At 37.5% G+C, this 23318-nt stretch carries 15 protein-coding genes; 10 read left to right on the top strand and 5 right to left on the bottom strand.

The annotated features are described in order from the left end of the window. Window positions 1–301: 301 nt before the first annotated feature. Window positions 302–1279: a flotillin-like protein FloA gene (floA, locus tag PZ892_RS02525; RefSeq protein WP_093100815.1), complete on the bottom strand. Its 978-nt coding sequence runs from the start codon at window positions 1277–1279 to the stop codon at window positions 302–304. A gap of 547 nt (window positions 1280–1826) precedes the next feature. On the opposite strand from floA, the gene PZ892_RS02520 reads away from it, so the two are divergent. The 7 genes from PZ892_RS02520 to PZ892_RS02490 all read left to right on the top strand — a co-directional run bounded on the left by PZ892_RS02520 (window position 1827) and on the right by PZ892_RS02490 (window position 11109). Further along, window positions 1827–5258, top strand: a complete 3432-nt coding sequence (locus PZ892_RS02520; RefSeq protein ID WP_182498046.1) for a response regulator — start codon at window positions 1827–1829, stop codon at window positions 5256–5258. Further along, window positions 5246–6079 (top strand): protein-glutamate O-methyltransferase CheR, encoded by an 834-nt coding sequence (locus PZ892_RS02515; protein WP_182498045.1) that lies wholly within the window; start codon window positions 5246–5248, stop codon window positions 6077–6079. Before PZ892_RS02520 ends, PZ892_RS02515 begins: the two co-directional genes overlap by 13 nt. Before the next feature lie 2 nt (window positions 6080–6081). Further along, window positions 6082–6651: a chemotaxis protein CheB gene (locus PZ892_RS02510; protein ID WP_182498044.1), complete on the top strand. Its 570-nt coding sequence runs from the start codon at window positions 6082–6084 to the stop codon at window positions 6649–6651. A gap of 8 nt (window positions 6652–6659) precedes the next feature. Beyond that, window positions 6660–8282 (top strand): response regulator, encoded by a 1623-nt coding sequence (locus PZ892_RS02505; RefSeq protein WP_277712047.1) that lies wholly within the window; start codon window positions 6660–6662, stop codon window positions 8280–8282. Between the two features lie 65 nt (window positions 8283–8347). After that, on the top strand, window positions 8348–8890 hold the full coding sequence (locus PZ892_RS02500; protein WP_094255490.1) for an azurin: 543 nt from the start codon (window positions 8348–8350) through the stop codon (window positions 8888–8890). Between the two features lie 245 nt (window positions 8891–9135). Further along, a complete protein-coding gene (gene lpdA / locus PZ892_RS02495; protein ID WP_094280232.1) occupies window positions 9136–10542 on the top strand; it encodes a dihydrolipoyl dehydrogenase in 1407 nt (468 codons plus the stop codon). Window positions 10543–10701: 159 nt separating this feature from the next. Beyond that, on the top strand, window positions 10702–11109 hold the full coding sequence (locus PZ892_RS02490; RefSeq protein WP_094255492.1) for a hotdog domain-containing protein: 408 nt from the start codon (window positions 10702–10704) through the stop codon (window positions 11107–11109). Here the strand turns inward: PZ892_RS02490 and PZ892_RS02485 are convergent. After that, entirely contained in the window at window positions 11106–11402 is a 297-nt protein-coding gene (locus tag PZ892_RS02485) for a DUF3817 domain-containing protein (RefSeq protein WP_094255493.1), read from the bottom strand. The two genes, PZ892_RS02490 and PZ892_RS02485, sit on opposite strands and share 4 nt — an antisense overlap. A 191-nt stretch (window positions 11403–11593) precedes the next feature. On the opposite strand from PZ892_RS02485, the gene lpdA (PZ892_RS02480) reads away from it, so the two are divergent. Together lpdA (PZ892_RS02480) and PZ892_RS02475 are read left to right on the top strand one after the other, a co-directional pair. Further along, window positions 11594–12982, top strand: a complete 1389-nt coding sequence (lpdA, locus tag PZ892_RS02480) for a dihydrolipoyl dehydrogenase (RefSeq protein ID WP_094255494.1) — start codon at window positions 11594–11596, stop codon at window positions 12980–12982. A 202-nt stretch (window positions 12983–13184) separates the two neighbouring features. Further along, window positions 13185–13679, top strand: a complete 495-nt coding sequence (locus PZ892_RS02475) for a YdcF family protein (protein ID WP_094255495.1) — start codon at window positions 13185–13187, stop codon at window positions 13677–13679. Between the two features lie 8 nt (window positions 13680–13687). Here the strand turns inward: PZ892_RS02475 and PZ892_RS02470 are convergent, their stop codons facing one another. Beyond that, on the bottom strand, window positions 13688–14728 hold the full coding sequence (locus tag PZ892_RS02470) for a DUF2157 domain-containing protein (RefSeq protein WP_182498043.1): 1041 nt from the start codon (window positions 14726–14728) through the stop codon (window positions 13688–13690). Between the two features lie 128 nt (window positions 14729–14856). Here PZ892_RS02470 and uvrA point away from each other — a divergent pair, with 128 nt between their 5' ends. Continuing rightward, on the top strand, window positions 14857–17706 hold the full coding sequence (uvrA, locus tag PZ892_RS02465; protein WP_182498042.1) for an excinuclease ABC subunit UvrA: 2850 nt from the start codon (window positions 14857–14859) through the stop codon (window positions 17704–17706). A 31-nt stretch (window positions 17707–17737) separates the two neighbouring features. On the opposite strand, the gene PZ892_RS02460 is transcribed toward uvrA, so the two are convergent. Further along, window positions 17738–20440, bottom strand: a complete 2703-nt coding sequence (locus PZ892_RS02460; protein WP_182498041.1) for a M14 metallopeptidase family protein — start codon at window positions 20438–20440, stop codon at window positions 17738–17740. Continuing rightward, window positions 20433–22862 (bottom strand): prolyl oligopeptidase family serine peptidase, encoded by a 2430-nt coding sequence (locus PZ892_RS02455; RefSeq protein WP_229678228.1) that lies wholly within the window; start codon window positions 22860–22862, stop codon window positions 20433–20435. The genes PZ892_RS02460 and PZ892_RS02455 overlap by 8 nt, the downstream gene beginning before the upstream one ends. Between the last annotated feature and the right edge of the window lie 456 nt (window positions 22863–23318).

Below are 23318 nucleotides of genomic sequence, written 5' to 3'. Positions count from 1 at the left end.
GATTACGCCATTTATTTATTTGTTTAAACACTTAAATCAGAGAATTGTCAGAAAATGGTTGCAAGGGAAACTTTTTTTGTACAATCCTTGACAAATGTGATTTCTCGACGTACCTTTGTTGCATAATTCGAAGGATAAGTAGAATTATTTTAAAATTGTCTTTTCATAATTTAGGTTTATAATTGGTTAGTATCAAACCCTGGCGCCCATCGTCAGGGTTTTTTCATTTAGAAAAAAAGCCATGATTAAGAGTTTTGAATTCTTCTTAATCACGGCTTTTCCAGCAATCATTATTTGATTGTTATTTTTTATCTGGACCCTGTGGTTTTGAGATTGATGTTCTCATATCTGTATCAGCTTGGATATTTTGCATTTTGTAATAATCCATAATTCCAAGGTTTCCATTTCTAAAAGCTTCCGCCATTGCCATAGGAACTTGAGATTCAGCTTCAATCACTTTTGCTTTCGCTTCTTGGGCTTTCGCACGCATCTCTTGTTCTGTTGCAACTGCCATTGCGCGACGCTCTTCAGCACGTGCATTAGCGACTTTCAAGTCAGCTTCCGCTTGATCTGTCTGTAGTTTGGCCCCCACGTTTTCACCAATATCAATATCCGCGATGTCAATGGAAAGGATTTCAAAGGCAGTACCTGAATCTAATCCTTTAGAAAGAACCGTCTTGGAAATTCTATCTGGGTTTTCCAATACCTCTTTATGATTAGCAGATGAACCGATTGTGGTTACAATTCCCTCACCCACACGAGCAAGAATTGTTTCTTCACCAGCACCCCCTACTAATTGGTTAATATTAGCTCTTACCGTTACACGTGCTTTTGCAATCAGCTGAATACCGTCTTTTGCTACAGCAGCAACGGGTGGGGTATTGATAACTTGAGGATTTACAGATAGCTGCACCGCATCAAATACATCCCGACCTGCTAAATCTATCGCAGTCGCTAACTTAAAATCTAAAGGAATATTGGCCTTATCGGCGGAAATCAAAGCTTTAATTACTTTGTTCACATTTCCTCCAGCTAAATAATGCGTTTCAATTTCATTGGAGGTGATTTTTAAACCCGCTTTAGTTGAAGTGATCATCGCATTGGTAACCAAAGAAGGTGGTACTTTACGTAATCTCATTAAAACTAAGTTTAACAAACTGATTTTTACATTGGACAATTGCGCAGTAAACCATAGATTGACTGGCAATAAATACAATAAAAAGAAAATAGCTATTACTGACCCCGTAATAATTAGAACTAGTTGAATAGGTGAATCCATTAACTTCTAGATTAATATTGTTTCAAACTTCTTAAAGATATAAAAATATTTCAAAGATTATGGGCATTATTTATGCCTGACATTCAATTTCCAACAAATTCAAGTTGAAAAAACATTTAAGAATTCATTAAAAGATTAGGAAACTATTTTTAATTTTAGGTGTTACGACAAGCATTTAGGAATTTAAGGGATAATTTCATCAAAAATTAAGATAAAATTCATTCTTAAACTACTAACTATTAATTTTTTAACCAAAATAAATGAAATTTATAGCAAAAATTTAGATTTTTGTATTATTCAGATTCCTTCGAAAACGACCTAAAAATGATGATAAAACAAAAGATGTTAATTATAAATGACTTTCAAGGTAGTATTGATTCTTATTTAGTTCATTACCTTTGTATAAATTTTCCGAAACAGGTTACAATTTAATTCAGGACATTTGATTCTGGTTTTAATATTTAATTACTAAAACATTATTAAAACTCTTATATGAATTTCGGATATTTATCACTTATGAAAAATAAAGTTAATCTTCTATTCTAATATGAATAAGTTTAGTCAGTTAAAGTGGCAATTTATAGTTAGTGTTGTTGTCGCCAATTTAATCATCATATTCTCTTATTGGTATTTCCTGAACAAGCAACGTGCGTATTCAGCAAGTATCACAGACTATATTGATCTAGCGCAAATAAAATTCAAAAATATTCAAGACTGGGAGCTCGATATTCAAAAGCTTTCCAAATATAAAAACCTGGAGAATTCTTCAGATCCATTGTTGGAAGAACAATTGATTGATAAAATTCATGAAAATATTGTTCAGATGGAAAAACCAAATGCGTTATTTCAATCTGCTCCAAAATCTATAGAAAATATTAAAGCAATAACTGCTTCCATCATAGCTAATCAGCATGATTTCAAATCCGAAACTCCTGATCAGATTTTCAAATCTTTAGCGAATGAACAAACCATTATCAACGAGGCTAGAAATAATTTCACCAATGAAATTATCGAAGTCCGTAAGAATCAGACCATTCATAAAACTAAAGAACTGGATAAGACCCGCATTTATACAGCGATTTTCGGAATCCTTTCCTTATTAGGTATCTTCTTTGCTTTTGTCCAAACCCTTCGGATTTTAGAGTATTTAAGAAAGAACACCAAAAAAGAAAAAGAACTAAATAGCAACCTCACCAAAACTTCCGAAGAACTTGAAAGTGTAAACTGGGTACTTACTAACTCATCGAAATTACACAATACCATTTCCGGGGTTTTATCAGAAGGTGAAATAGCTAAAATTTCATTAAATGTCATTTCTGATGTTACAAATGCTTTTGCAGGTGCATTTTATATTAGAAAAATTGACTCCTATGAGTTCAGTCTAAGGGAGTCCCACGGCTTAGATCCAAAAGAGAAAATTGATTTAGTCCGGGTGGGCGAAGGAATGTTAGGTGCAGTGGCTGAATCTAAAAACCCTCGGATATTAAATTCCATTGATATCAGCAACAGCAGACTGCAAACTGGAATAATAAAAGCCATTTCAGCAGATGTAGTGTTATTCCCTGTAGTTTATGAGGATTTCTGTATTGCCATCATTGAAATTATTGGTTCATTTCCTGATAACAAAAAAGAAAGCATCCTTAATTATCTTACCAGAACTAGCAGATCAATAGGCTCTGCTTTACATAGCCGACAAAGCCATGCTCTTGTCGAAGGATTACTTGAGGAAACACAAAGACAAACTGAAGAACTCGAGGCACAACAAGAGGAACTGAGAATTACCAATGAGGAATTGGTTTACAAAACCAATTTATTGGAAGCTTCAGAAGAAGAATTGCGGGTTCAACAGGAAGAACTTTCACAAGCCAATAAGGAGTTGAACGAAAAAGCTGCTGAGCTGGAAAGAAGAAACAATGACTTGAATCATGCTCATTCCATTGTAGAACAAAAAATCACCGAAGTAGAGCAAGCAAGTAAATATAAATCGGAATTTATGGCTAACATGAGCCATGAATTAAGAACCCCACTTAATAGTATCCTGATTCTTGCCAAATTATTGCAAGACAATAAACATAGCAACCTAAGTGAAGAACAGGTAAAATATGCATCTGTCATCCATAATGCAGGATCTGACTTATTACAATTGATCAATGAATTACTGGATCTAGCGAAGATTGAATCAGGAAAAGTTGAAATCCATAAAGATAGCATTACGAGCAAACATTTTGTTTCAAACTTAGAATCCCTATTTAAGGAGGTTGCAAAAGAAAAATCAATCCGCTTTAATATCGATATCAGTAAGGCTCCGGAACAATTTGTTTCCGATGAATACCGTTTAGAGCAAGTTTTGAAAAACTTCCTGTCCAATGCATTTAAGTTCACTGATCAGAATGGGGAAATCAAACTCCATATTTTCAATCAATCAGGCAATCTACATTTTGCTGTATCGGATAATGGAAAAGGAATTTCAGAGGATAAACAAGCACTTATTTTCGAAGCTTTCCGTCAAGAAGATGGTTCTACCAGTCGTAAATATGGCGGAACAGGCTTAGGATTATCCATTTCTAAGGAAATATCATCCTTATTGGGAGGTCGTATTATTTTGGAAAGTGAATCCGGTAAGGGTAGTAAATTCACGCTTATCATCCCATTTGTAGAAAATAAGGAACAAGGAACAGCAATAGTGAAGGAAACCATCGCTAACCCTAAGAATCCTATTCAGAAAGCCCCAGTATTGGAATCTGCAAAGCCTCAAAAAGCAGAAGAACCAGTGGTTGAACCTGTCAGGGAGATCAAATCGATTCTGATTATTGAGGATGATGTGAATTTTGCAGATATCTTAAAGGAATTTGCTTTAGAATTCGGCTTCAATGTGATGAATGCTTATGACGGAGTCGCTGGAATCCAGATGGCTAAAGATCATATTCCTGATGCAATAATATTGGATGTCATGCTGCCATTGGCTGATGGTTGGGAGGTCCTTAAAACCTTAAAATCCAATGAAAGCACCAAGCACATCCCGATACACATGATGTCTGCTGCTAACTTTAACAAAAAAGACTTCCTGGAAAGTGGCGCTATTGGCTTCATGGCAAAACCAGTTACAGGCGAAAGTATCGGTAAGGCATTTGAAACCATTAAACTTAATGTCAATAAAGATTTAAAGAAAATTCTTTTGATCGAGGACCAAGAATTCCAAAGTGACTTGATCAAAAATGCTTTTGCAGAACAGAATATCAATGTTATTCAGGCATTCACTGTCGAATCAGGATTGAAAAAATTAGAACAAGAAAAGAATCTGGACTGTATCATCTTGGATGTGAAGCTTCCTGATGGAAGTGGATTAGAGATGTTAGACATCATCAAATCCAATCCAAAATATGAAAAGCTGCCGGTTATTATTAATACAGCTTACGATCTAAGTACGGAGCAAACCGAAAGAATTATGCGCCATACCCAATCAATGGTATTAAAATCAAGCAAATCGAACAACAGGCTTATTGATGAGGTCAACTTATTCTTGAATAAATTATCGGCACCGGCTTATAATCCGATCAAACATCCTGAGAAAATAGGTCCGAAAGAAAACTACGGTACTAGCACGCTAGACAATAAAACTGTATTGATCGCGGATGATGATATGCGAAATGTATTCGCATTGACTTCTTCCTTGCAACAATACAATATGCAGATCGAGATTGCCAATAACGGATTGGAGGCTTTGAATATCATCAATGACGAGAATAAAAACATCGACATTGTATTAATGGATATCATGATGCCTGAGATGGATGGGTATGAGGCAATCCAAGAAATCAGAAAAAACAAAAAGTTCAATCAGCTTCCTATTATTGCTGTCACCGCGAAGGCAATGAAAGGCGACCGAGAGAAATCAATCGAATTAGGCGCAAATGACTATGTCAGCAAGCCTATCGACTTAGATAAATTAGTATCATTAATGCAAGTATGGCTGAGTTAAAGGGTTCAAATGAATTAAGTTTCGCCGAGGTAGAGGAAATTGTCTTCCTCTTGAAAAACGTATCAGATTTTGATTTATCTGGCTACACGCGTTCTTCGTTGAAACGTAGAATTCAACGAATTATGAACCTTGAGGAGATGGATATGGTGGATTTGAAAAACGCCCTGATCAATGTTGAAGGGTTCCAGCAGTACTTTATTCAAGAAGTCACGGTCAATGTGACGGAAATGTTTAGAGATCCTGGCTTTTTCAATAAGCTGAACAAGGATATCATCCCTTACTTACAAACCTTCCCACGCATTAAAATATGGAGCGCGGGATGTTCTACTGGAGAAGAAGTCTATTCCTTAGCAATCCTGTTGAAGGAAAATAATTTGAGTGACAGAGCCTTTATTTATGGCACCGACATCAATAGCAAAGTTCTAGATGTTGCCAAAAAAGGGATTTACCCCATTAAGAAGTTCAAGGAGTATTCTGATAATTTCAATGCCTATAATTCTACGGAGAGTCTTTCAAACTACTACACCGCAAGATATGATGCAGCGATTATCAATCATGATTTAAGACAGAACATTTTATTCTCTACACATAACTTGGCAACAGATCAAGTTTTCAATGAATTTCATCTTATTACTTGCAGGAACGTATTGATTTATTTCGACCTTAAATTGCAGGAACATGTAATCAATCTGTTCTATCAATCCTTGGCATTATTTGGATTTTTATGCCTGGGGACCAAAGAAACATTGATGCGACATGAAATCATGGAAAACTTCAAGGTGATAGATAAGGAGTATAATATCTATCAAAAAATTAAATAAGGATGGAGAATTTGGCAAAACATATCATCGTTATTGGCGGTTCCGCAGGGGCTTATGAACTGATCGTTGAGATCTTGGATCATTTACCTGCCCGGTTTAAAGATGCTATTGTTATTGTATTACATAGAAATTCTAAATACGAAACAAAAATTGAGAACAGTTTATCCAAAAGACTGAATCGAAATGTGATTTCAGTTCGTGATAAGCTCCCTATATTGGAAAACCATATCTATTTTGCTCCTCCCGGGTATCACACTTTGGTCGAACCAGATTATCTTTTTTCACTGGATATTTCTGACCCTGTACAGTTTTCAAGACCATCGATCGATGTGTTTTTTGAATCTGTGGCTGCAGTCTTCGGAAAAAATGCAACAGCATTCCTACTTTCGGGAGCAAACAACGACGGGTCAACAGGATTAAAGTCCTTGGTCAATCACGGCGCCGACTGTTATGTTCAGAATCCTAAGGAAGCAATTATTGATACTATGCCATTAGCAGGTGTTGAGGTTTCCAAAAAAGTAAAAGTTATTTCAAATCAACATATTGTAGAATACTTCAGCCAATTAATGTAATGTCACCTATGAAAACGATCAATATCCTGATATTGGATGATAAAGAAGAAAATATCATCAGTCTTCATGCTTTACTTCAAGAAGTTGACCATGTAAATATCGTCAGTTCCACTGATCCTAATGAAGCACTCAAGATCTGCTGGAAAGATGATATTTCTATTGCACTTGTCGATGTTCAGATGCCAGAAATTAATGGATTTGAATTTGTATCCCTATTGAAATCAAATCCTAAAACTAGCCATATCATGGCTATTATGGTGACCGCAATTTCTAAAGAGGACAAATATCTATTAAAAGGGCTAGAAAGCGGTGCGGTCGATTACCTTTATAAGCCACTTAACCCTGAAATAACCATTGCCAAAGTAAAATCTTTTGTTCAACAGATTTTAATCCAGCAAGAACTTATTCAAAAGAACAAAGAGCTTGAAGAATCTAAAATCGAACTTTTGAAAACTCGTGAGGAAGCAATACAGGCTAGAAAATCTAAAGAAATCTTCTTAGCTAATATGAGTCATGAGATCCGAACCCCAATTAACGGTATTATGGGTATCATGCACATGTTCAAAAGCTCTGAATTAACGGTGGAACAAAAAGATTGGTTAAAGAGACTAGACAATGCTTCACATTCACTCCTATTAATCATCAATGACATCCTTGATCTTTCAAAAATTGATTCAGGAATGCTAAAGATTGAATTTGAGGACTTCAGCCTAACAAAGATGATTGAAGATATCAATAGAATCTTCAAAATTAAGGCTACCCACAAAAACCTGAAATTCAATATTGAATTGGATGAGGATGTTCCCCAATATATTCACTATGACTCCTTAAGGCTGCAGCAGATTATCAGCAATTTCGTATCAAACAGTTTGAAATTTACTGAAAAGGGTTCAATCCAATTGAACATCAAAGTTGTGGATAAGGACTATGAACGCTTTAGACTACGATTTGCAGTTAAAGATACAGGTATTGGAATCCGTGAGGACTCTGTAGATAAAATCTTTATGGCTTTTGAGCAAGCTGATGATGGAATTACTAAGAAATTCGGTGGAACAGGTTTGGGATTAGCAATTGTAAAAAGATTGGCTAAACTGTTAAACGGAGATGTTGGAGCCAAGAGTGTTTATGGAGAGGGTTCCGAATTTTATTTCGAAGGATGGTTTGAGGAATCCGCACAAAGCGAGGTGGAAAAAGAAAAAGATGTCCCTACCTACAACAGCTTCCCGAAATTTGATGAGATGAAGGTCTTGGTGGCTGAGGATAATGAATTAAATTCATTCATGCTTGCCCATATGTTGAGAAGTTGGAACTGTAAGGTTGATATCGTGAAAAATGGCCGTTTGGCTCTTGAAAAGGTGGAAAGCGAACAGTATGATTTAATTTTGATGGATACGCATATGCCGATCATGAGTGGCTTTGAAGCCATTAAAGAGATCAAAAATAATATCATTCCGGAGAAACATGGCATTCCAATTATTACAATTTCGGCTTCTGTTTTAGAGCATGAACAAGCGGCTGCATTTCAAGCTGGAGCGGATGGAGTAATCGGAAAACCATTTGATCCAATTGAATTATATCAGAAAATAATCCAGGTTACGAATAAAAATAAAAACCCAAAATTGACTTCTTAATGATTTAAAGCTCGTTAAAATCAATAATTTATGTTAAATTCGTACAAAATATATTAAAAATAGCTATGAAGAAATTATTTATTGTTCCAGCGCTAATTTTAGCAATTGGAATTACTTCTTGTGGCAATAACGCTGAGAAGAAAGAAGAAGGCGCTTCAACCGAAACCACAACAACAACAGAACCTGAAGCAACAACATCTACTGAAACTGTGGCTGGTATTGAAAATGTAACATTATCAAACCAATGGACAGTGGAAGCAAACGATCAAATGCAATTCAATACAACTTTAATTCGTGTTAAAGCTGGTGAGCCAGTTGAATTGACTTTAAAAAATGTAGGCTCTATGCCGGTTGAATCAATGGGACACAACTTGGTAGTATTGAAACCAGGTGTTGATGTTGCAACTTTTGGTGGTGAAGCTACTGCTGCTGCGGATAACGAGTATATCCCTAAATCAGCATTATCTTCTATCGTTGCTCACACAAAATTATTAGGTCCAGGTCAAGAAGATAAAATCACTTTCACACTAGAGAAAGGGGTTTATCCTTACCTATGTAGCTTCCCTGGTCACTTCGGAATTATGCACGGTCAAATCGTTGCTGAATAATCCAAGTACCTAAAAAATACAATTGTAAAGGCTCCTAATGGAGCCTTTCTTGTTTATTCCGCCTCTCAATCTTAATCCAATATCCCCTCGTTTATTTACCTCTGAAGAATCCAAATTCCCCCAGCTCCTATTCCATTTTGTAATCCCTCCGTCTAATTAAAAAATACTAGCCACTAAATAGCATTTCTCTTCGCTTAATATGCATTTAAATAGTAAATTTGCCTCGTAAACAAAGAAAAAACTCTATGCAATACGACGTAATCGTAATCGGAAGTGGTCCAGGTGGTTATGTTGCCGCTATCCGTTGTGCTCAATTAGGCTTAAAAACAGCTGTTATTGAAAAATATAGCACATTTGGAGGAACCTGTCTAAATGTGGGATGTATCCCATCCAAAGCATTGTTAGATTCTTCAGAACACTATCATAATGCTGCTCACAATTTTGAACAACACGGTATTAGCTTAAGCAACCTTAAAGTCGATATGAAAAAAATGATCGACAGAAAAAACAGTGTAATCGATCAAAACACTGCAGGTATTACTTACTTGTTCAAGAAAAATAAAATTGACAGCTTCCAAGGCGTAGGTTCATTCGTTGACAAAAACACAATTAAAGTAACTGCAGCGGATGGAAAAGTGGAAGAACTAAGTACCAAAAATGTAATTATTGCGTCTGGTTCTAAACCTTCGGCTTTACCTTTCCTACCTGTTGATAAACAACGTATCATCACTTCTACTGAAGCCTTAAACTTAACTGAAGTTCCTAAACACCTAATCGTTATTGGTGGTGGTGTTATCGGATTAGAGTTGGGGTCTGTATATGCTCGATTAGGGTCTAAGGTTTCTGTTGTTGAATATGCAAAATCAATCATCCCTACAATGGATGGCGGATTAGGTAAAGAGCTTCAACGCGTATTGAAGAAAAACTTAGGAATGGAATTCTTTATGAGTCATAAAGTAACTGGTGCTACTGTAAAAGGTAAAAAAGTAACTGTTACGGCTGAAGATTCCAAAGGCCAAAATGTAGTGTTAGAAGGTGATTACTGTATCGTTGCTGTTGGTAGAACGGCTTATACTGAAGGATTAGGTCTTGAAAACATCGGTATCAAAACTGAAGAAAGAGGAAATAAAATCCCTGTTAACGAGCATTTAGAAACTTCCGTTCCGGGCGTATATGCAATCGGAGATGTAATCAAAGGTGCCATGTTAGCTCATAAGGCTGAAGACGAAGGTATTTATGTTGCAGAATCTATTGCTGGTCAAAAACCACATATTGATTATAACTTAATTCCAGGTGTAGTTTACACATGGCCTGAGGTTGCTTCTGTAGGTAAAACTGAAGAGCAATTAAAAGAAGAAGGTAAAAAATATAAAGCGGGTAATTTCTCATTCAAGGCATCTGGACGTGCGAAAGCATCTGGTGACACTGATGGATTTATCAAAGTATTGGCAGATGCTGAAACTGACGAAATCCTAGGAGTACACATGATTGGCCCTCGTGCTGCAGACATGATTGCTGAAGCTGTTGTAGCTATGGAATACCGTGCATCGGCTGAAGATATTGGTAGAATCTGCCATGCTCACCCGACATTTACGGAAGCATTAAAAGAAGCTGCCCTTGCAGCAACCGCAAATAGAGCGATCCACGCTTAATCACATAATTTAAAAGGCAAACTTTACAGTTTGCCTTTTTTTATTACATCTCAACCTTAACTCAACACTTTACTGCAATATTCCACTGCATAAGGTTGTAAAAATTGTTTTATTATCCCTATACTTTAAAGGAATAGACTATTTTTCAGATATTTGTATATGAACTTTTATACTCGTAAATGGGTCAAACCTGAGGACCTAAACCCTAACGGTTCCTTATTTGGAGGAACATTATTACGCTGGATAGATGAAGAAGCTGTAATCTACGCCATCGTCCAACTCGGGAATCCGCATGTAGTAACCAAATATATTTCAGAAATCAATTTTGTGAGTTCGGCGAAGCAAGGCGATATTATTGAATTGGGTATCGAAGCGATAAATTTCGGTAGAACATCCCTAACCATGCGTTGCGTGGTTCGTAATAAGATCACAAGGATGGTGATTCTTTCAATTGACAAATTGGTTTTTGTCAATTTGGATGCGGAAGGAACTCCAACCCCACATGGCAAAACAGAAATTACCTACGCCTATATGGGGATCGAGCCTGATATCAAGAAAAGGGATTAAGCTGCTTTTTGAGCTACAATCTCTTTTTTAAGGTCTTTCTCAACCCAAAATGAAACAATTGGGATTAAACTAAGAACGAAGTATTTGACAACACGGCCAAACTTCCAGTTGTAAGTTTGCCAGCAGGCAATCAATAGAACAACAAAAAGTACAACCAAGAACCCATGGATAGATCCGGCAACACGCACAGCTTCAGGAACTCCCGCCAAATACTTTAAAGGCATAGCAACAAAAAACAACAAAACGGTAGAGATTGCCTCCCATAGGGCAACTTGCTGAAATATTCTTAACATATAAATTACTATTAGTCAGCGCAAAGAAAAGGAAAACCATTAGGGAAATGAAATGCTTAATTCGGAAGTGACCTCGAAATGACATATAGCCCATAAAAATGACATCCTTGCCGAAAAGATATGTCCTGACTAAATAAAAAATGTGTATTTTTGAAGAATTGTATTTGCAAACATAACGACAATTAATATTTATGAATTACGACATTATTGTTATCGGTAGTGGTCCAGGTGGATACGTAGCAGCAATCAGAGCAGCTCAATTAGGATTCAAAACTGCCATTATCGAACGTGACGCATTAGGTGGTATTTGCCTTAACTGGGGCTGTATTCCAACCAAAGCACTTTTGAAAAGTGCGCAAGTATTCGAATATTTAAATCATGCTGCTGATTATGGAATCAAAGTAAATGGTGGTGAAGCCGACTTTGATGCTATTGTAAAAAGAAGTCGTGGTGTAGCAGATGGCATGAGCAAAGGGATCCAGTTCTTGATGAAAAAGAACAAGATCGATGTGATCATGGGTACTGCAAAAATTAAAAAAGGTGGTAAAATCGAAGTGAAAGCGGCTGATGGATCTACCAAAGAATATACTGCTAAACACACTATCCTTGCTACTGGTGCGCGCTCTAGAGAATTACCTAACCTTCCTCAAGATGGTAAGAAAATTATCGGTTACCGCCAAGCAATGAACCTTCCTAAACAACCTAAATCAATGGTCGTTGTTGGTTCTGGTGCTATCGGTGTCGAATTCGCTTACTTCTATAATGCCATCGGTACCAAAGTGACCATCGTTGAATTCATGGACAGAATCGTCCCTGTTGAAGATGAAGAAATCTCAAAACAATTAGAGAAATCACTGAAAAAAGCAGGTATCAACATCCTGACTAAATCTGAAGTGCAATCCGTTGATACTAAAGGTGATCTTTGTAAAGTTTCTATCAAAACTGAAAAAGGTACTGAAACCATCGAAGCTGAAGTTGTTCTTTCTGCTGTTGGTATCACGCCAAACATCGAAAACTTAGGTCTAGAAGAAGTTGGTGTAAAAACTGACAAAGGTCGGGTGTTAGTAGATGATTTCTATAAAACAAATATCGATGGTGTTTATGCGATCGGTGATATCGTAAAAGGTCAAGCTTTAGCTCACGTGGCTTCTGCTGAAGGTATTACTTGTATCGAAAAAATCAAAGGTCTTCACGTAGATCCTATTGATTACAATAACATCCCAGGATGTACTTACTGTTCACCTGAAATCGCTTCGGTAGGTTTCACTGAAAAAGCAGCTAAAGAAGCTGGTTATGAAATCAAAGTGGGTAAATTCCCATTCTCAGCTTCCGGAAAAGCTTCTGCTGCCGGTGCTAAAGATGGTTTCGTAAAAGTAATTTTCGATGCTAAATACGGTGAATTCCTAGGTGCTCACTTAATTGGTGCTAACGTAACTGAAATGATCGCTGAAGTAGTAGTTGCTCGCAAATTAGAGTCTACTGGCCACGAAATCATTAAATCGGTTCACCCACACCCTACTATGAGTGAAGCTATTATGGAAGCTGTTGCTGACGCTTATGGCGAAGTAATCCACTTGTAAGAATAAATTCTTTTCATCATATAAAGCCATCCTGCCGGATGGCTTTTTTATTAACTCAGAATTCTGATACAGATTATTTTTATTGATTTCTACTTGAAATCAAAATAAAACAGGTTAATATTTTATAATTATAGAATTATATATTAAACTGTATTTTATTACAAACCTTTTTTATAGTTTTGGGTAAAATTTTAATTCATTTATGAAAACGATAATAATGGTCTTAGGAGCTCCAAATGATGAGTATGGTCATCTTTCAGCAATCGCGTTGGATAGATTATACCGCGCCTACGACTTATCTATGAGTAATTCGGAAGCTCGAATTCTTTGTACTGGAGGTCAAGGAGACCATTTCAATATCACAGATAAGCCCCATCATTATTACGCAAAAAACTTTTTGAACTTAAAAGGAGTAGCCCCTGAACGATTCCTACCAGGAACGGAATCCAGAAATACCATCGAGGATTTCTCACTATCCAAACAAACTATCGAAGAATACAATCCAGATCTATTAATTATCATTACCTCCGAATTCCATATCAAACGTGTTCAGATGATCTCAGAAGCGATAATTCCTGATATTAATAAATTCTTCGTTTCCGTAGCTTCTTCTTTGACAGATGCCGAGTTAAAACCACTTGTCGAACACGAAAGAAATGCCCTTTACTTCTTAAAAGAACACGGAATTAATTACTAAAGCTTTATTTATTCTTTCTTCTTCCAGATACTCTCAGCCCATTTCCCTACAAACCAAAAGGAAACCGCTAATATTAAGAAGAATATAGTCCTATTGATATTGTCCCATAGGTATTCGACAAATCGGGTATACAGGTTTAAAATAAAAAATACGAAACCGATATCCCTGGACACATGATCTTTGGTCTTCATTCCGTATATCGCCAATCCCAATGAAATAGCAATGCCTAATAAACCCCAATAGAAAATCTCATATTGCCGCACACTCGACCATTTATCAAAATCACTATAGTTGCCAAAGATGGAAAGTAACCACAAGGCAATCATGCTATACAATAGCCCAACCACAAAAGATGTCGATTGAAAAATCGCGATTTTTTTAATCCTAGGTTGAATAAAAATTGCAAAGCTGGTCAATAGTATGCCGAAAATAGTGAAACGCAAAGGATAGTTCATCCCCCAGAACTTAAATCCCCAATTACTATGATAGGCGGTCTCAGTCGCAAACCAAATCCCCAAGGCAACCAAGGTAAATACCCACAATAATTTTGAGGTCAATTTGATTGACAGAACGGCATAGATGATGATTGACAATAAAAACAGGAGGGTAAAATGATTTTCATTCCGGTCCAACACCTGGCCTAAAAATCCAATACTTGCAGCCGTGGAAAATGCTCCGGCAAGCATCAGGGTTTCATTTGAAAAATTCTTACCAGGGTTTTTCGCCTTATTTCTGAAACCTAAAATATAAAAAAACACCGCTACTCCTGCAAAACCCAAACAAAAGATCACATTGGGGGTCTCATAAAAACCCTCTACCAGTTTGGATAAATAATCATCCGAAAACAAGGAAACAACAGAAAATATCAATGATGCCAAGGCAATCCAGAAGGCATATCTCGCTAGCATCCCCCATTCAAAACCCTTATCATCCATATTGGATTTTAATTCCTCAGATTTCTCCCGCGTCAACAACTGCTCCTTCTCCCAGTGTTCTATAGCTTGTTCAATAATTTCGCGCTCAGATTTATTTACGTCTAGTTTTTTCAAAATGCCTTGTTTGTATTTTAAAGGTAATACTTTTCAACAATCCTGCCTAATATTAGATTAGAGACGAGCATCTTAGAAATCTCTACTTAAAAATCTGTAACTTTGCACTTTGCTAAAAGGAGAGATTAATGGCCGTAAAAAAAGCAGTAGACCTTGGGGATCAAAGTGAATTAGAAGTATTTGGAGCCCGCGTACATAACCTTAAAAATATAGATGTATCATTTCCGAGAAACCAACTGGTTGTTATCACTGGATTAAGTGGTAGTGGTAAGTCTTCCTTGGCCTTTGACACTATATATGCTGAGGGTCAACGCCGATATATGGAAACTTTCTCTGCCTATAGCCGTCAGTTTTTAGGTGGAATGGAAAGACCTGATGTCGATAAAATCTCAGGATTAAGCCCTGTAATTTCTATCGAACAAAAAACAACTTCAAAGAATCCTAGATCTACCGTTGGGACGATTACTGAAATCTATGACTTCCTCCGTTTACTTTATGCCCGAATCGGAGAAGCTTATTCCTATGTGACTGGCAGAAAGATGGAACGCATGTCGGATGATGAAATCACTGACCGTATCCTAAATGAATTCAATGGAGAAGGTATTTATGTCCTAGCCCCAGTGGTAAAAGGTCGTAAAGGTCATTACCGTGAACTCTTTGAGCAAATCAGAAAACAAGGATATACAAAAGTTCGCGTGGATGGAGAAATATTGGATATCGCTCCTAAAATGCAGGTTGACCGTTATAAAATCCACGATATTGAAATCGTAGTCGACCGAATCATTGTTGAAAAGGACTCTCGCAAAAGATTGTTCACTTCCATTGGTCAAGCCTTAAAAACAGCAAAAGGAATCATTAAAATTGCCAACAAGGAAAATAAAGAACAATTTTTCAGTAGATATTTAATGGATGCTGAATCCGGCATCTCCTATGATGAACCGCAGCCAAACACATTCTCGTTCAACTCCCCTTATGGCGCTTGTCCAAAATGTGATGGACTAGGTTATATCTATGAAATTGATAAAAAAATCGTTATCCCAGACCGTAGCCTCAACATTCAAAAAGGAGCAATCGTTCCCTTGGGACCCGCTAAGGATTCCTGGAATTTTGCGGTTTTAAAGGCTGTCGCTAAGAAGTATGATTTCTCACTGACCACACCTATTGAAAAACTATCCGAAGAACTTATCGATAACCTGTTATTTGGAGAAGAAGAACCTATCCACTTAACGGTATCCTATGGTTCTTATGGAGCTCGTGAATATAAAGTTCAATTTGAAGGTATCTTCAAGATGCTTGAAGAAATGAGTGCAAAATACAGCGATGATACTCAAGGCTTGGATGAGTTTAGAACTCAAGTGGTATGTCCTGAATGTCATGGAGCGCGTTTAAAGAAAGAATCATTACATATTAAAGTTGCCGATAAGAACATCGCTGAATTAGCGGAAATGGATATTGTGGCCTTGGATGAATGGTTCGACGATGTAGAAACCAAACTTTCAGATAGACAAAACATTATTGCTACTGAAATAATCAAAGAAATAAAAACCAGAATTGGATTCCTTTTGGATGTAGGGTTGAATTATCTGACCTTAAATAGAAGTTCCAAAAGTTTATCTGGTGGTGAAGCCCAACGGATTCGTTTGGCAACCCAAATCGGATCACAATTGGTCAATGTGCTTTATATCCTGGATGAGCCTAGTATTGGTCTCCATCAAAGGGATAACGAACGCTTGATCAGTGCACTTAAAAATCTTCGGGATATCGGAAATTCTATTCTTGTGGTGGAACACGACAAGGATATGATCCTACATTCGGATTATGTTATCGATATGGGACCTGCTGCAGGTGTCCATGGCGGTAAAGTGGTTGCCCAAGGTACGCCAAAGGAATTGATGAAAATGAATACCTTGACGACGGATTACCTGAATGGCAACAAAGAAATCAAAATCCCAACAGAAAGAAGGAAAGGAAATGGTCATACGCTTAGTTTAAAAGGCGCTAAAGGTCATAACTTAAAGAATGTGAGTATTGATATCCCTTTGGGAGAATTGGTCCTTGTAACGGGAGTTTCGGGCTCTGGGAAATCAAGCTTGATTACAAACACCCTTTACCCTATTCTGAACCATCATTTCTTCCGTGCTAAAGCGAAACCTTTGCCGTATGACAAAATCGAAGGTCTAGAAAATATCGATAAGGTTATTGAAATTGATCAGTCACCTATTGGTCGGACTCCACGTTCAAACCCTTCGACTTACACTGGTGTATTCTCTGATATCAGAGCGCTCTATGTACAGTTGCCTGAAGCGAAAATCAGAGGTTATAAACCTGGACGATTTTCATTCAATGTCAAAGGTGGAAGATGTGAAACCTGCCAGGGTGCTGGTATGAAGATTATTGAAATGAACTTCCTACCTGATGTTCAGGTTCCCTGTGAAACCTGCAACGGAAAACGCTATAACAGAGAGACCTTAGAAGTCCGTTATCGCGGAAAATCAATTTCCGATGTTTTGGATATGAGCATCGATGAAGCCGTTGTTTTCTTTGAAAACATCCCTTCCATTTACAGGAAAATTAAAACCTTGCAAGACGTAGGCTTAGGTTATATCACCCTTGGTCAATCTTCAACAACCCTCTCTGGAGGTGAAGCCCAACGCGTAAAATTAGCAACCGAACTTTCTAAGAAAGATACCGGCAAAACGTTCTATATCTTGGATGAACCAACTACAGGATTACATTTTGAAGATGTCAATGTCTTATTGGGCGTTATCAATAGATTGGTGGACCGTGGAAATACCGTGTTGATTATTGAACATAACCTCGACGTGATTAAAGCCGCTGACTGGGTAATTGATATGGGACCTGAAGGTGGAAAGAATGGCGGAAAATTACTCTTCCAGGGAGTTCCTGAGGATTTGATAAAACAAAAAAATTCTGAAACAGGTCGTTTCCTGAAAATAGAAATGAACTACAATAAATAGAAAAAGGGAGCTTGAAGCTCCCTTTTTCTATTTAACGATATAACTGATTGAATAAGATCTTGAATGTACCATGGCTTTGTGCCCTATTGGTTATTTCAGGACCTATTGCGACCAATTTGCCCTTTCCTACCTTGGATACTAACCCGATATTAACATCTTTAAGATATTCTTGACCATGGGCCCAACCACTCAATAAGGAATGATCGGATTTTATAGATCCCAATGAATAAAGCCTATCCGAATTCTCAAATTTAAAAACCGGACTATTATTGAATACGATATTCAGGTCCTGATTCAAGCCATAATTCTCAGGCTTTGTTAAATCAACTTCTGCTCGAAGAATACTGGTCGGAACGTAATATTTCACATTGGATAATCTTACTTTCTTCCCATCTTCGTTGGTTTCCACCAATGGATTCTCTACTTCCAAACCAAAATGATAAACCAACTCAGAAGATGCTCCGATCGTCACGATCTGCCCACCATTTTCCACAAATGATTTCAATACTGGAATGGATTTTTCTGCCGTTACTGAACCTAGCATATGTTTGTATTGACTTGGAACGAGGTCTGCATCCACTGATCTTCCTGTTGCCTTTGATCCATAGGTAGGTATTCCTTGCCCAACAAACAACAAAACATCATAATCCTTCACTGAATTATTATCAATATCCTGAGGATAGAACAAGTCATAATCATAACCATATTGCTCCAAAATCCATCTCACCCATCCAGATGGCATGCTGCCCCCATAATAATCAAACAACCCGATTTTCAGAGACTCTACTGCCTTCAACTGCTTCGGTTTTTTTGCAATGGCTTGACTCTTTAATCCTAAGGTCTGGCCAAATTCCTTGACTTTGGAAGCTGCCTTCGCATCTACATAAAAATCTTTAGAATCTAAATCCCGATATACTTTCACTCCAGACTTCAACAATTGATTAATGGCTAAAAAAGCATCATTTGCTTTCGCATTGATCAAATATCCGCCCTTTGAATTTTGAACCTCAACCGGCAATGCCGACATCAATACCCCACTTTCAATTTTATTCAATGGACCATTAATATCTTCATAAACGCGGTCATAATCAACTCCCATTTGCATCGCCAAGGTCCAACCTGCTGCATCATAAGGACGAATTGGAGGACCGCCCTCATATTCTACATCATGTGGATGATCCTGCGGTTCAAACATATCCAATACCTGTGGTCTAAAGGCCTGATTAGTCTTTACCACAATGGAACCCTTAGGATACTGCTTATTATTTACGGAGAAAGCCGAATTCGCCTGATAGACATAAACCCCAGATTTAATCAATGCATTCACAAATTTTATAGCAGTTGGAAAATCTGCCTGATCTGCAGATAGGATATAACCTCTTGGATCACGCTTTGATTTATCTGTGAATATCGCATCATAATAACTTTTTGGAATAGTCCTCGTCCGATAAAAAGAATTGCTCTCCTCTTTCTTAACCGTTCCTGCAGCTAAATCTGCATTATATTTTTCCTCAATCTGTTCCGCATATTTCGGGTATTTCGTCCAATGATCTTTATTTCCACGGTCAATCGAGTTTTTACCCATCTTATAGATGTTATACAACAATTTATCACCGTTTCTGGCAGCATAATCCAGAATCGCAAAATTCATGGATACTGAATAATCAATGGATTTCTTGAAATTCCAGGCCTGAGGAGCTACTGGATATGGCAATCCATTTCTCGGAACCTGACGCTCTGGTACCAATGGAATATTTGAAGGTGTAGGGCTACCTGTTACTTCCGTAAGGATTCCAATCATATTATGGAAATAGGGCGCTGTTCTTAAGCCGCCATTCCACCATGTTGAAAATCCAGATTGATCCATCCGGACATAGCCCGGTTTATCCTCTTCATTCAACCGATTGATCATGGCAAATCCAACCCCATCAATCCCAGTCACCAATAGCGGATCAAAAACATGATTGAATGGATCACGATATGGAGGTCCGGCCACAATAGTTCCATCTGGCGAAGTTTGATGATGATTGTAAATAATCTGAGGCAACCAATCTATATAAACCACCTTGGCTAAATTACTTGCTTCCTTCATGTTGAACATAAAGAAATCCCGATTATTGTCATGCCCAACATATTTTTGGTATAAGGTCGGAATTGACATATTACGCTTCGCCTTATCCTCATATTGCATATACCAATCAGCCAATAAATCCTGACCATCAGGATTGACATGCCACATCAATACCACCACCTTATCCAGATAGTTCTTGATTTCTGCATCATTCCTGTTAGTCAATTGATATAGGGTTTCTATCAATTGATGCGAACCCACCATTTCGTTGGAGTGCATTCCGCCATCAATCCATACTACTGGCTTTCCTACTGCTGCTAATTCCCTTGCTTCCTCCTCTGTGATTCCTTCTGCTCGGCCCAATGTCTGAGAAATCTTCCTATACTTTTCAATTTCCTTTAGATTCTCTGGAGAAGAGATGATTATCAAATGTTGCTTTCTACCCTCTTCAGTTAAGCCCCCATCACGAATCAGAACCCGATCAGATTCCTGAGCTACTTTCAGAAAATATCCCTCCATTTGTTTGTAATTCGCAAGCATATAATCGTCTCCGATATTAAAGCCAAAATGGCTCTTTGGACTGCTAACTTGCTGGGCTGTTGAATATTGAAATTGCCCAATCAATAAGGCAACCAATATGGATTTTATCGTAGTCTTAATCATCTTTCTTTCTGTTTTTTACATATTTCTCCAACCATTGATGTTGTTCCCAAAAGGTATGCAATACCCCTTCTCGACTTCTATACCCATGAAATTCCTTCGGCAACATCACTAAACGTACAATTCCTCCATGCCCTTTGATCGCTGCATATAATCTTTCACTTTGAATAGGAAATGTTCCTGAATTCTCATCATCCATCCCATGAGTCAATAAAATAGGTCTTTTGATTTGTGGAGCATAAGTAAATGGAGACATCGCATCGTAGGTCTCTTTGGCTTGCCAATAGGTTCTCGCCTCCCCTTGAAAACCAAAAGGTGTCAAGGTTCTGTTGTATGCACCACTTCTGGCAATACCAGCAGCAAATAAATCAGTATGTGCCAATAAATTTGCCGTCATAAACGCACCATATGAATGGCCACCAACTCCAATCCGATGACGATCAGCTACTCCTAATCCTACAATATGATCAATCAAGGCACTTGCATTATCCTTTATTTGCTCAATAAAAGTGTCATTTGGCTCCGCAGTTCCTTCTCCTACGATTGGCATATCCGCTTGATCTACTACCGCATATCCCTGAGTCACCCAAAATACAGGCGAACGAAAGGCTAACCTCGGGAATTTATTGGCAGATCCTTTTACCTGACCAGCCGCTTCCTTTGTTTTGAACTCACGTGGATAGGCCCATACCAAAACTGGCAATGGCGCATCTCCTTTTTTAAAGTCTGCCGGCACATATAAAGTTCCTGAAAGGTTCAATCCATCCTTCCTTGGATAAGACAATAATGTTTTCTGAACCTTCGCAATACTTGGATATGGATCCTTGAAATCAGTTATTTTTGACTCCTTTTTATTCTTGATATTGATGGAATAAACATTGGGAGCCTCTTTTGCGGACTCTCTGGAAACATATAAAACCCCTGTATTATTAAAGAAAATAGGCTCTTCATAATACCCTCGTTTTGATTTATAAAGGGTGTCCTGCTTTCCATTCTCCACATTCCATTTCATAACAAATGGACGATCCCCTTCGGCAGATGCCCCTTGCCCTTGTGTAAATACAGAACCCTTTCCATCACTCAATAATTGCCCTTTCGCATTCTTGATAAAGCTCCCTGGATCACTATAGGTATCTTCAGACTTCCGCGTTGATAATACCCGAACCACCTGATTGCTTTTCGGGTTAATCAGGGTAAGCTTTGAAGAACGATCCTTACGCCAATTCTCAGAGACAATGGCCATACTTTCTCCCCATTGTATATCCCGAACACGATAGGTACCTGAGTAAATCTTTTTGGAATTCTTCAAATCATATGGTGCGGATAATTCAAATAATTCATCCCGAATTTCTGATGATGCATTAGGATTTCCTTTATCCAATGCTTCAACAAAAACCAAACTAGCATCCTTATCTTTTCTCCACTCAAAATTTCTAGGACCTTCCAATACGGCATCAAAGCTTATCGGCAGATTATCAGCCAATGGAAGGGTATATATATCCTTTACTTTGGATCCTGTCGCTGAATAAACGGATACTTCGGCTGGAAATAAATAAATTGGGACCAGATAGGAATAAGGTCTGACAACCTTTTCTGTCAAAATATATTTTCCATCTGGTGAATAGGAAACAGATTTAAAAATTCCATTAATGGACAATGGCTTTGCCTGTCCCTGCAAATCCACCTGAACCAAATCGGAACCCAAATAATATTCCATCAAGGATTCATCATACGCATTGGCCAATAAATTCTGATAGGTTCTTGAAGGAGTAATTCCACCCAAATTCTCTTGAACCACTGGACCTGTTGGAACTGGATTTTGTACAGGTACTCCCCCTCTGTAAGCACTAACCTGTTGCACTAGAAGTGCAGTACCGTCACTATTCCATTGATAGCTTGTTCCGTAAGTATCATTTACTTTAGTTAAAATCTTTTTCACAGATTTACTATTTAAATCTGCTAACCACAATTCGGTATCCTGCAATGATTTATTCAGGAAAGCAAAAACCCCTGCTTTCGAAGACCATTTAACATCTGATATTTGAGCATCTTGAGGCAAGCCTGATAAACTGAAATCCATTCCGGTACTTAAATCCCGAACTTTTATTCCTTTAAAAGTTCCTAAGCTTTCTGCAACCGTGGTATTATTGATGGGGTTGATTCTCAATCCGGCAATTCCCAATACAGGTTGTGAAGCCTGAATAATGGATTGTAATCCCGGTGCTTCCAGAATTAACATGTATTTACCATCTGGACTGAATTGTTCTACCGGAATTTGAGGAGCATCGATTAAATCAACTATGGATTGAGGTGGTAATTGATATTTGATTGCTTCCTGGGCATAGGTCATATTTGACCCCGCCAAAAAAGCAAGAAATAAACCTGCTTTCAAATAGTTGTGGTTAGTTTTTTTTGTAAAATTCATCTACATTGTTTGTTTACTAGGTCATTCATTGTTTGGTGATTTATTCCAATTGCTGGTTGATCATGACCCTTTGATTTTGTTAATAATAATTTAGAACTCCAATTTCTTGCTGAAATAAAAATATTCCAATGCAATCTTTAATGAAATCCTGAAAAAAAAGACAATAAGTTAAGTTCTTTTAGTTTTCTTCTAACTAAGCCGCAGCAATGTTCAGGTGCCTGAACAGGTAAAATGTTTAGTATTGAATAAATTAGGCGAAAACTCTATTGAAAGATTAATTATTGAGAAAATAATAGGGTCAGTCAGGATGTTTTTTCATTTTAATTTCGATTAATTTGGTTTGTCAAATTTAATATTAAAACGAAAGAATACCTGAAAATTAAAGTATCATTTTGAATAGAAAAAGGATTAGATAGGCATTAGACCCCGATAATCAAGGTCATAATTGTAGCTATA

The organism is Sphingobacterium sp. WM (assembly GCF_029542465.1).
In the GTDB taxonomy this organism is placed as follows: Bacteria; Bacteroidota; Bacteroidia; order Sphingobacteriales; family Sphingobacteriaceae; genus Sphingobacterium; species Sphingobacterium cellulitidis.
This window is presented reverse-complemented; position numbering and strand designations above follow the sequence as displayed.

Excerpts from the sequence above, each read along its gene's own strand:
- PZ892_RS02455 (WP_229678228.1), bottom strand. The coding sequence starts at position 22,862 with ATGAATTTTACAAAAAAAACTAACCACAACTATTTGAAAGCAGGTTTA.
- PZ892_RS02510 (WP_182498044.1), top strand. The coding sequence starts at position 6,082 with ATGGAGAATTTGGCAAAACATATCATCGTTATTGGCGGTTCCGCAGGG.
- lpdA (WP_094280232.1), top strand. The coding sequence starts at position 9,136 with ATGCAATACGACGTAATCGTAATCGGAAGTGGTCCAGGTGGTTATGTT.
- PZ892_RS02505 (WP_277712047.1), top strand. The coding sequence starts at position 6,660 with ATGAAAACGATCAATATCCTGATATTGGATGATAAAGAAGAAAATATC.
- PZ892_RS02500 (WP_094255490.1), top strand. The coding sequence starts at position 8,348 with ATGAAGAAATTATTTATTGTTCCAGCGCTAATTTTAGCAATTGGAATT.
- lpdA (WP_094255494.1), top strand. The coding sequence starts at position 11,594 with ATGAATTACGACATTATTGTTATCGGTAGTGGTCCAGGTGGATACGTA.
- PZ892_RS02460 (WP_182498041.1), bottom strand. The coding sequence starts at position 20,440 with ATGATTAAGACTACGATAAAATCCATATTGGTTGCCTTATTGATTGGG.
- PZ892_RS02475 (WP_094255495.1), top strand. The coding sequence starts at position 13,185 with ATGAAAACGATAATAATGGTCTTAGGAGCTCCAAATGATGAGTATGGT.
- floA (WP_093100815.1), bottom strand. The coding sequence starts at position 1,279 with ATGGATTCACCTATTCAACTAGTTCTAATTATTACGGGGTCAGTAATA.
- PZ892_RS02490 (WP_094255492.1), top strand. The coding sequence starts at position 10,702 with ATGAACTTTTATACTCGTAAATGGGTCAAACCTGAGGACCTAAACCCT.
- PZ892_RS02515 (WP_182498045.1), top strand. The coding sequence starts at position 5,246 with ATGGCTGAGTTAAAGGGTTCAAATGAATTAAGTTTCGCCGAGGTAGAG.
- uvrA (WP_182498042.1), top strand. The coding sequence starts at position 14,857 with ATGGCCGTAAAAAAAGCAGTAGACCTTGGGGATCAAAGTGAATTAGAA.
- PZ892_RS02485 (WP_094255493.1), bottom strand. The coding sequence starts at position 11,402 with ATGTTAAGAATATTTCAGCAAGTTGCCCTATGGGAGGCAATCTCTACC.
- PZ892_RS02520 (WP_182498046.1), top strand. The coding sequence starts at position 1,827 with ATGAATAAGTTTAGTCAGTTAAAGTGGCAATTTATAGTTAGTGTTGTT.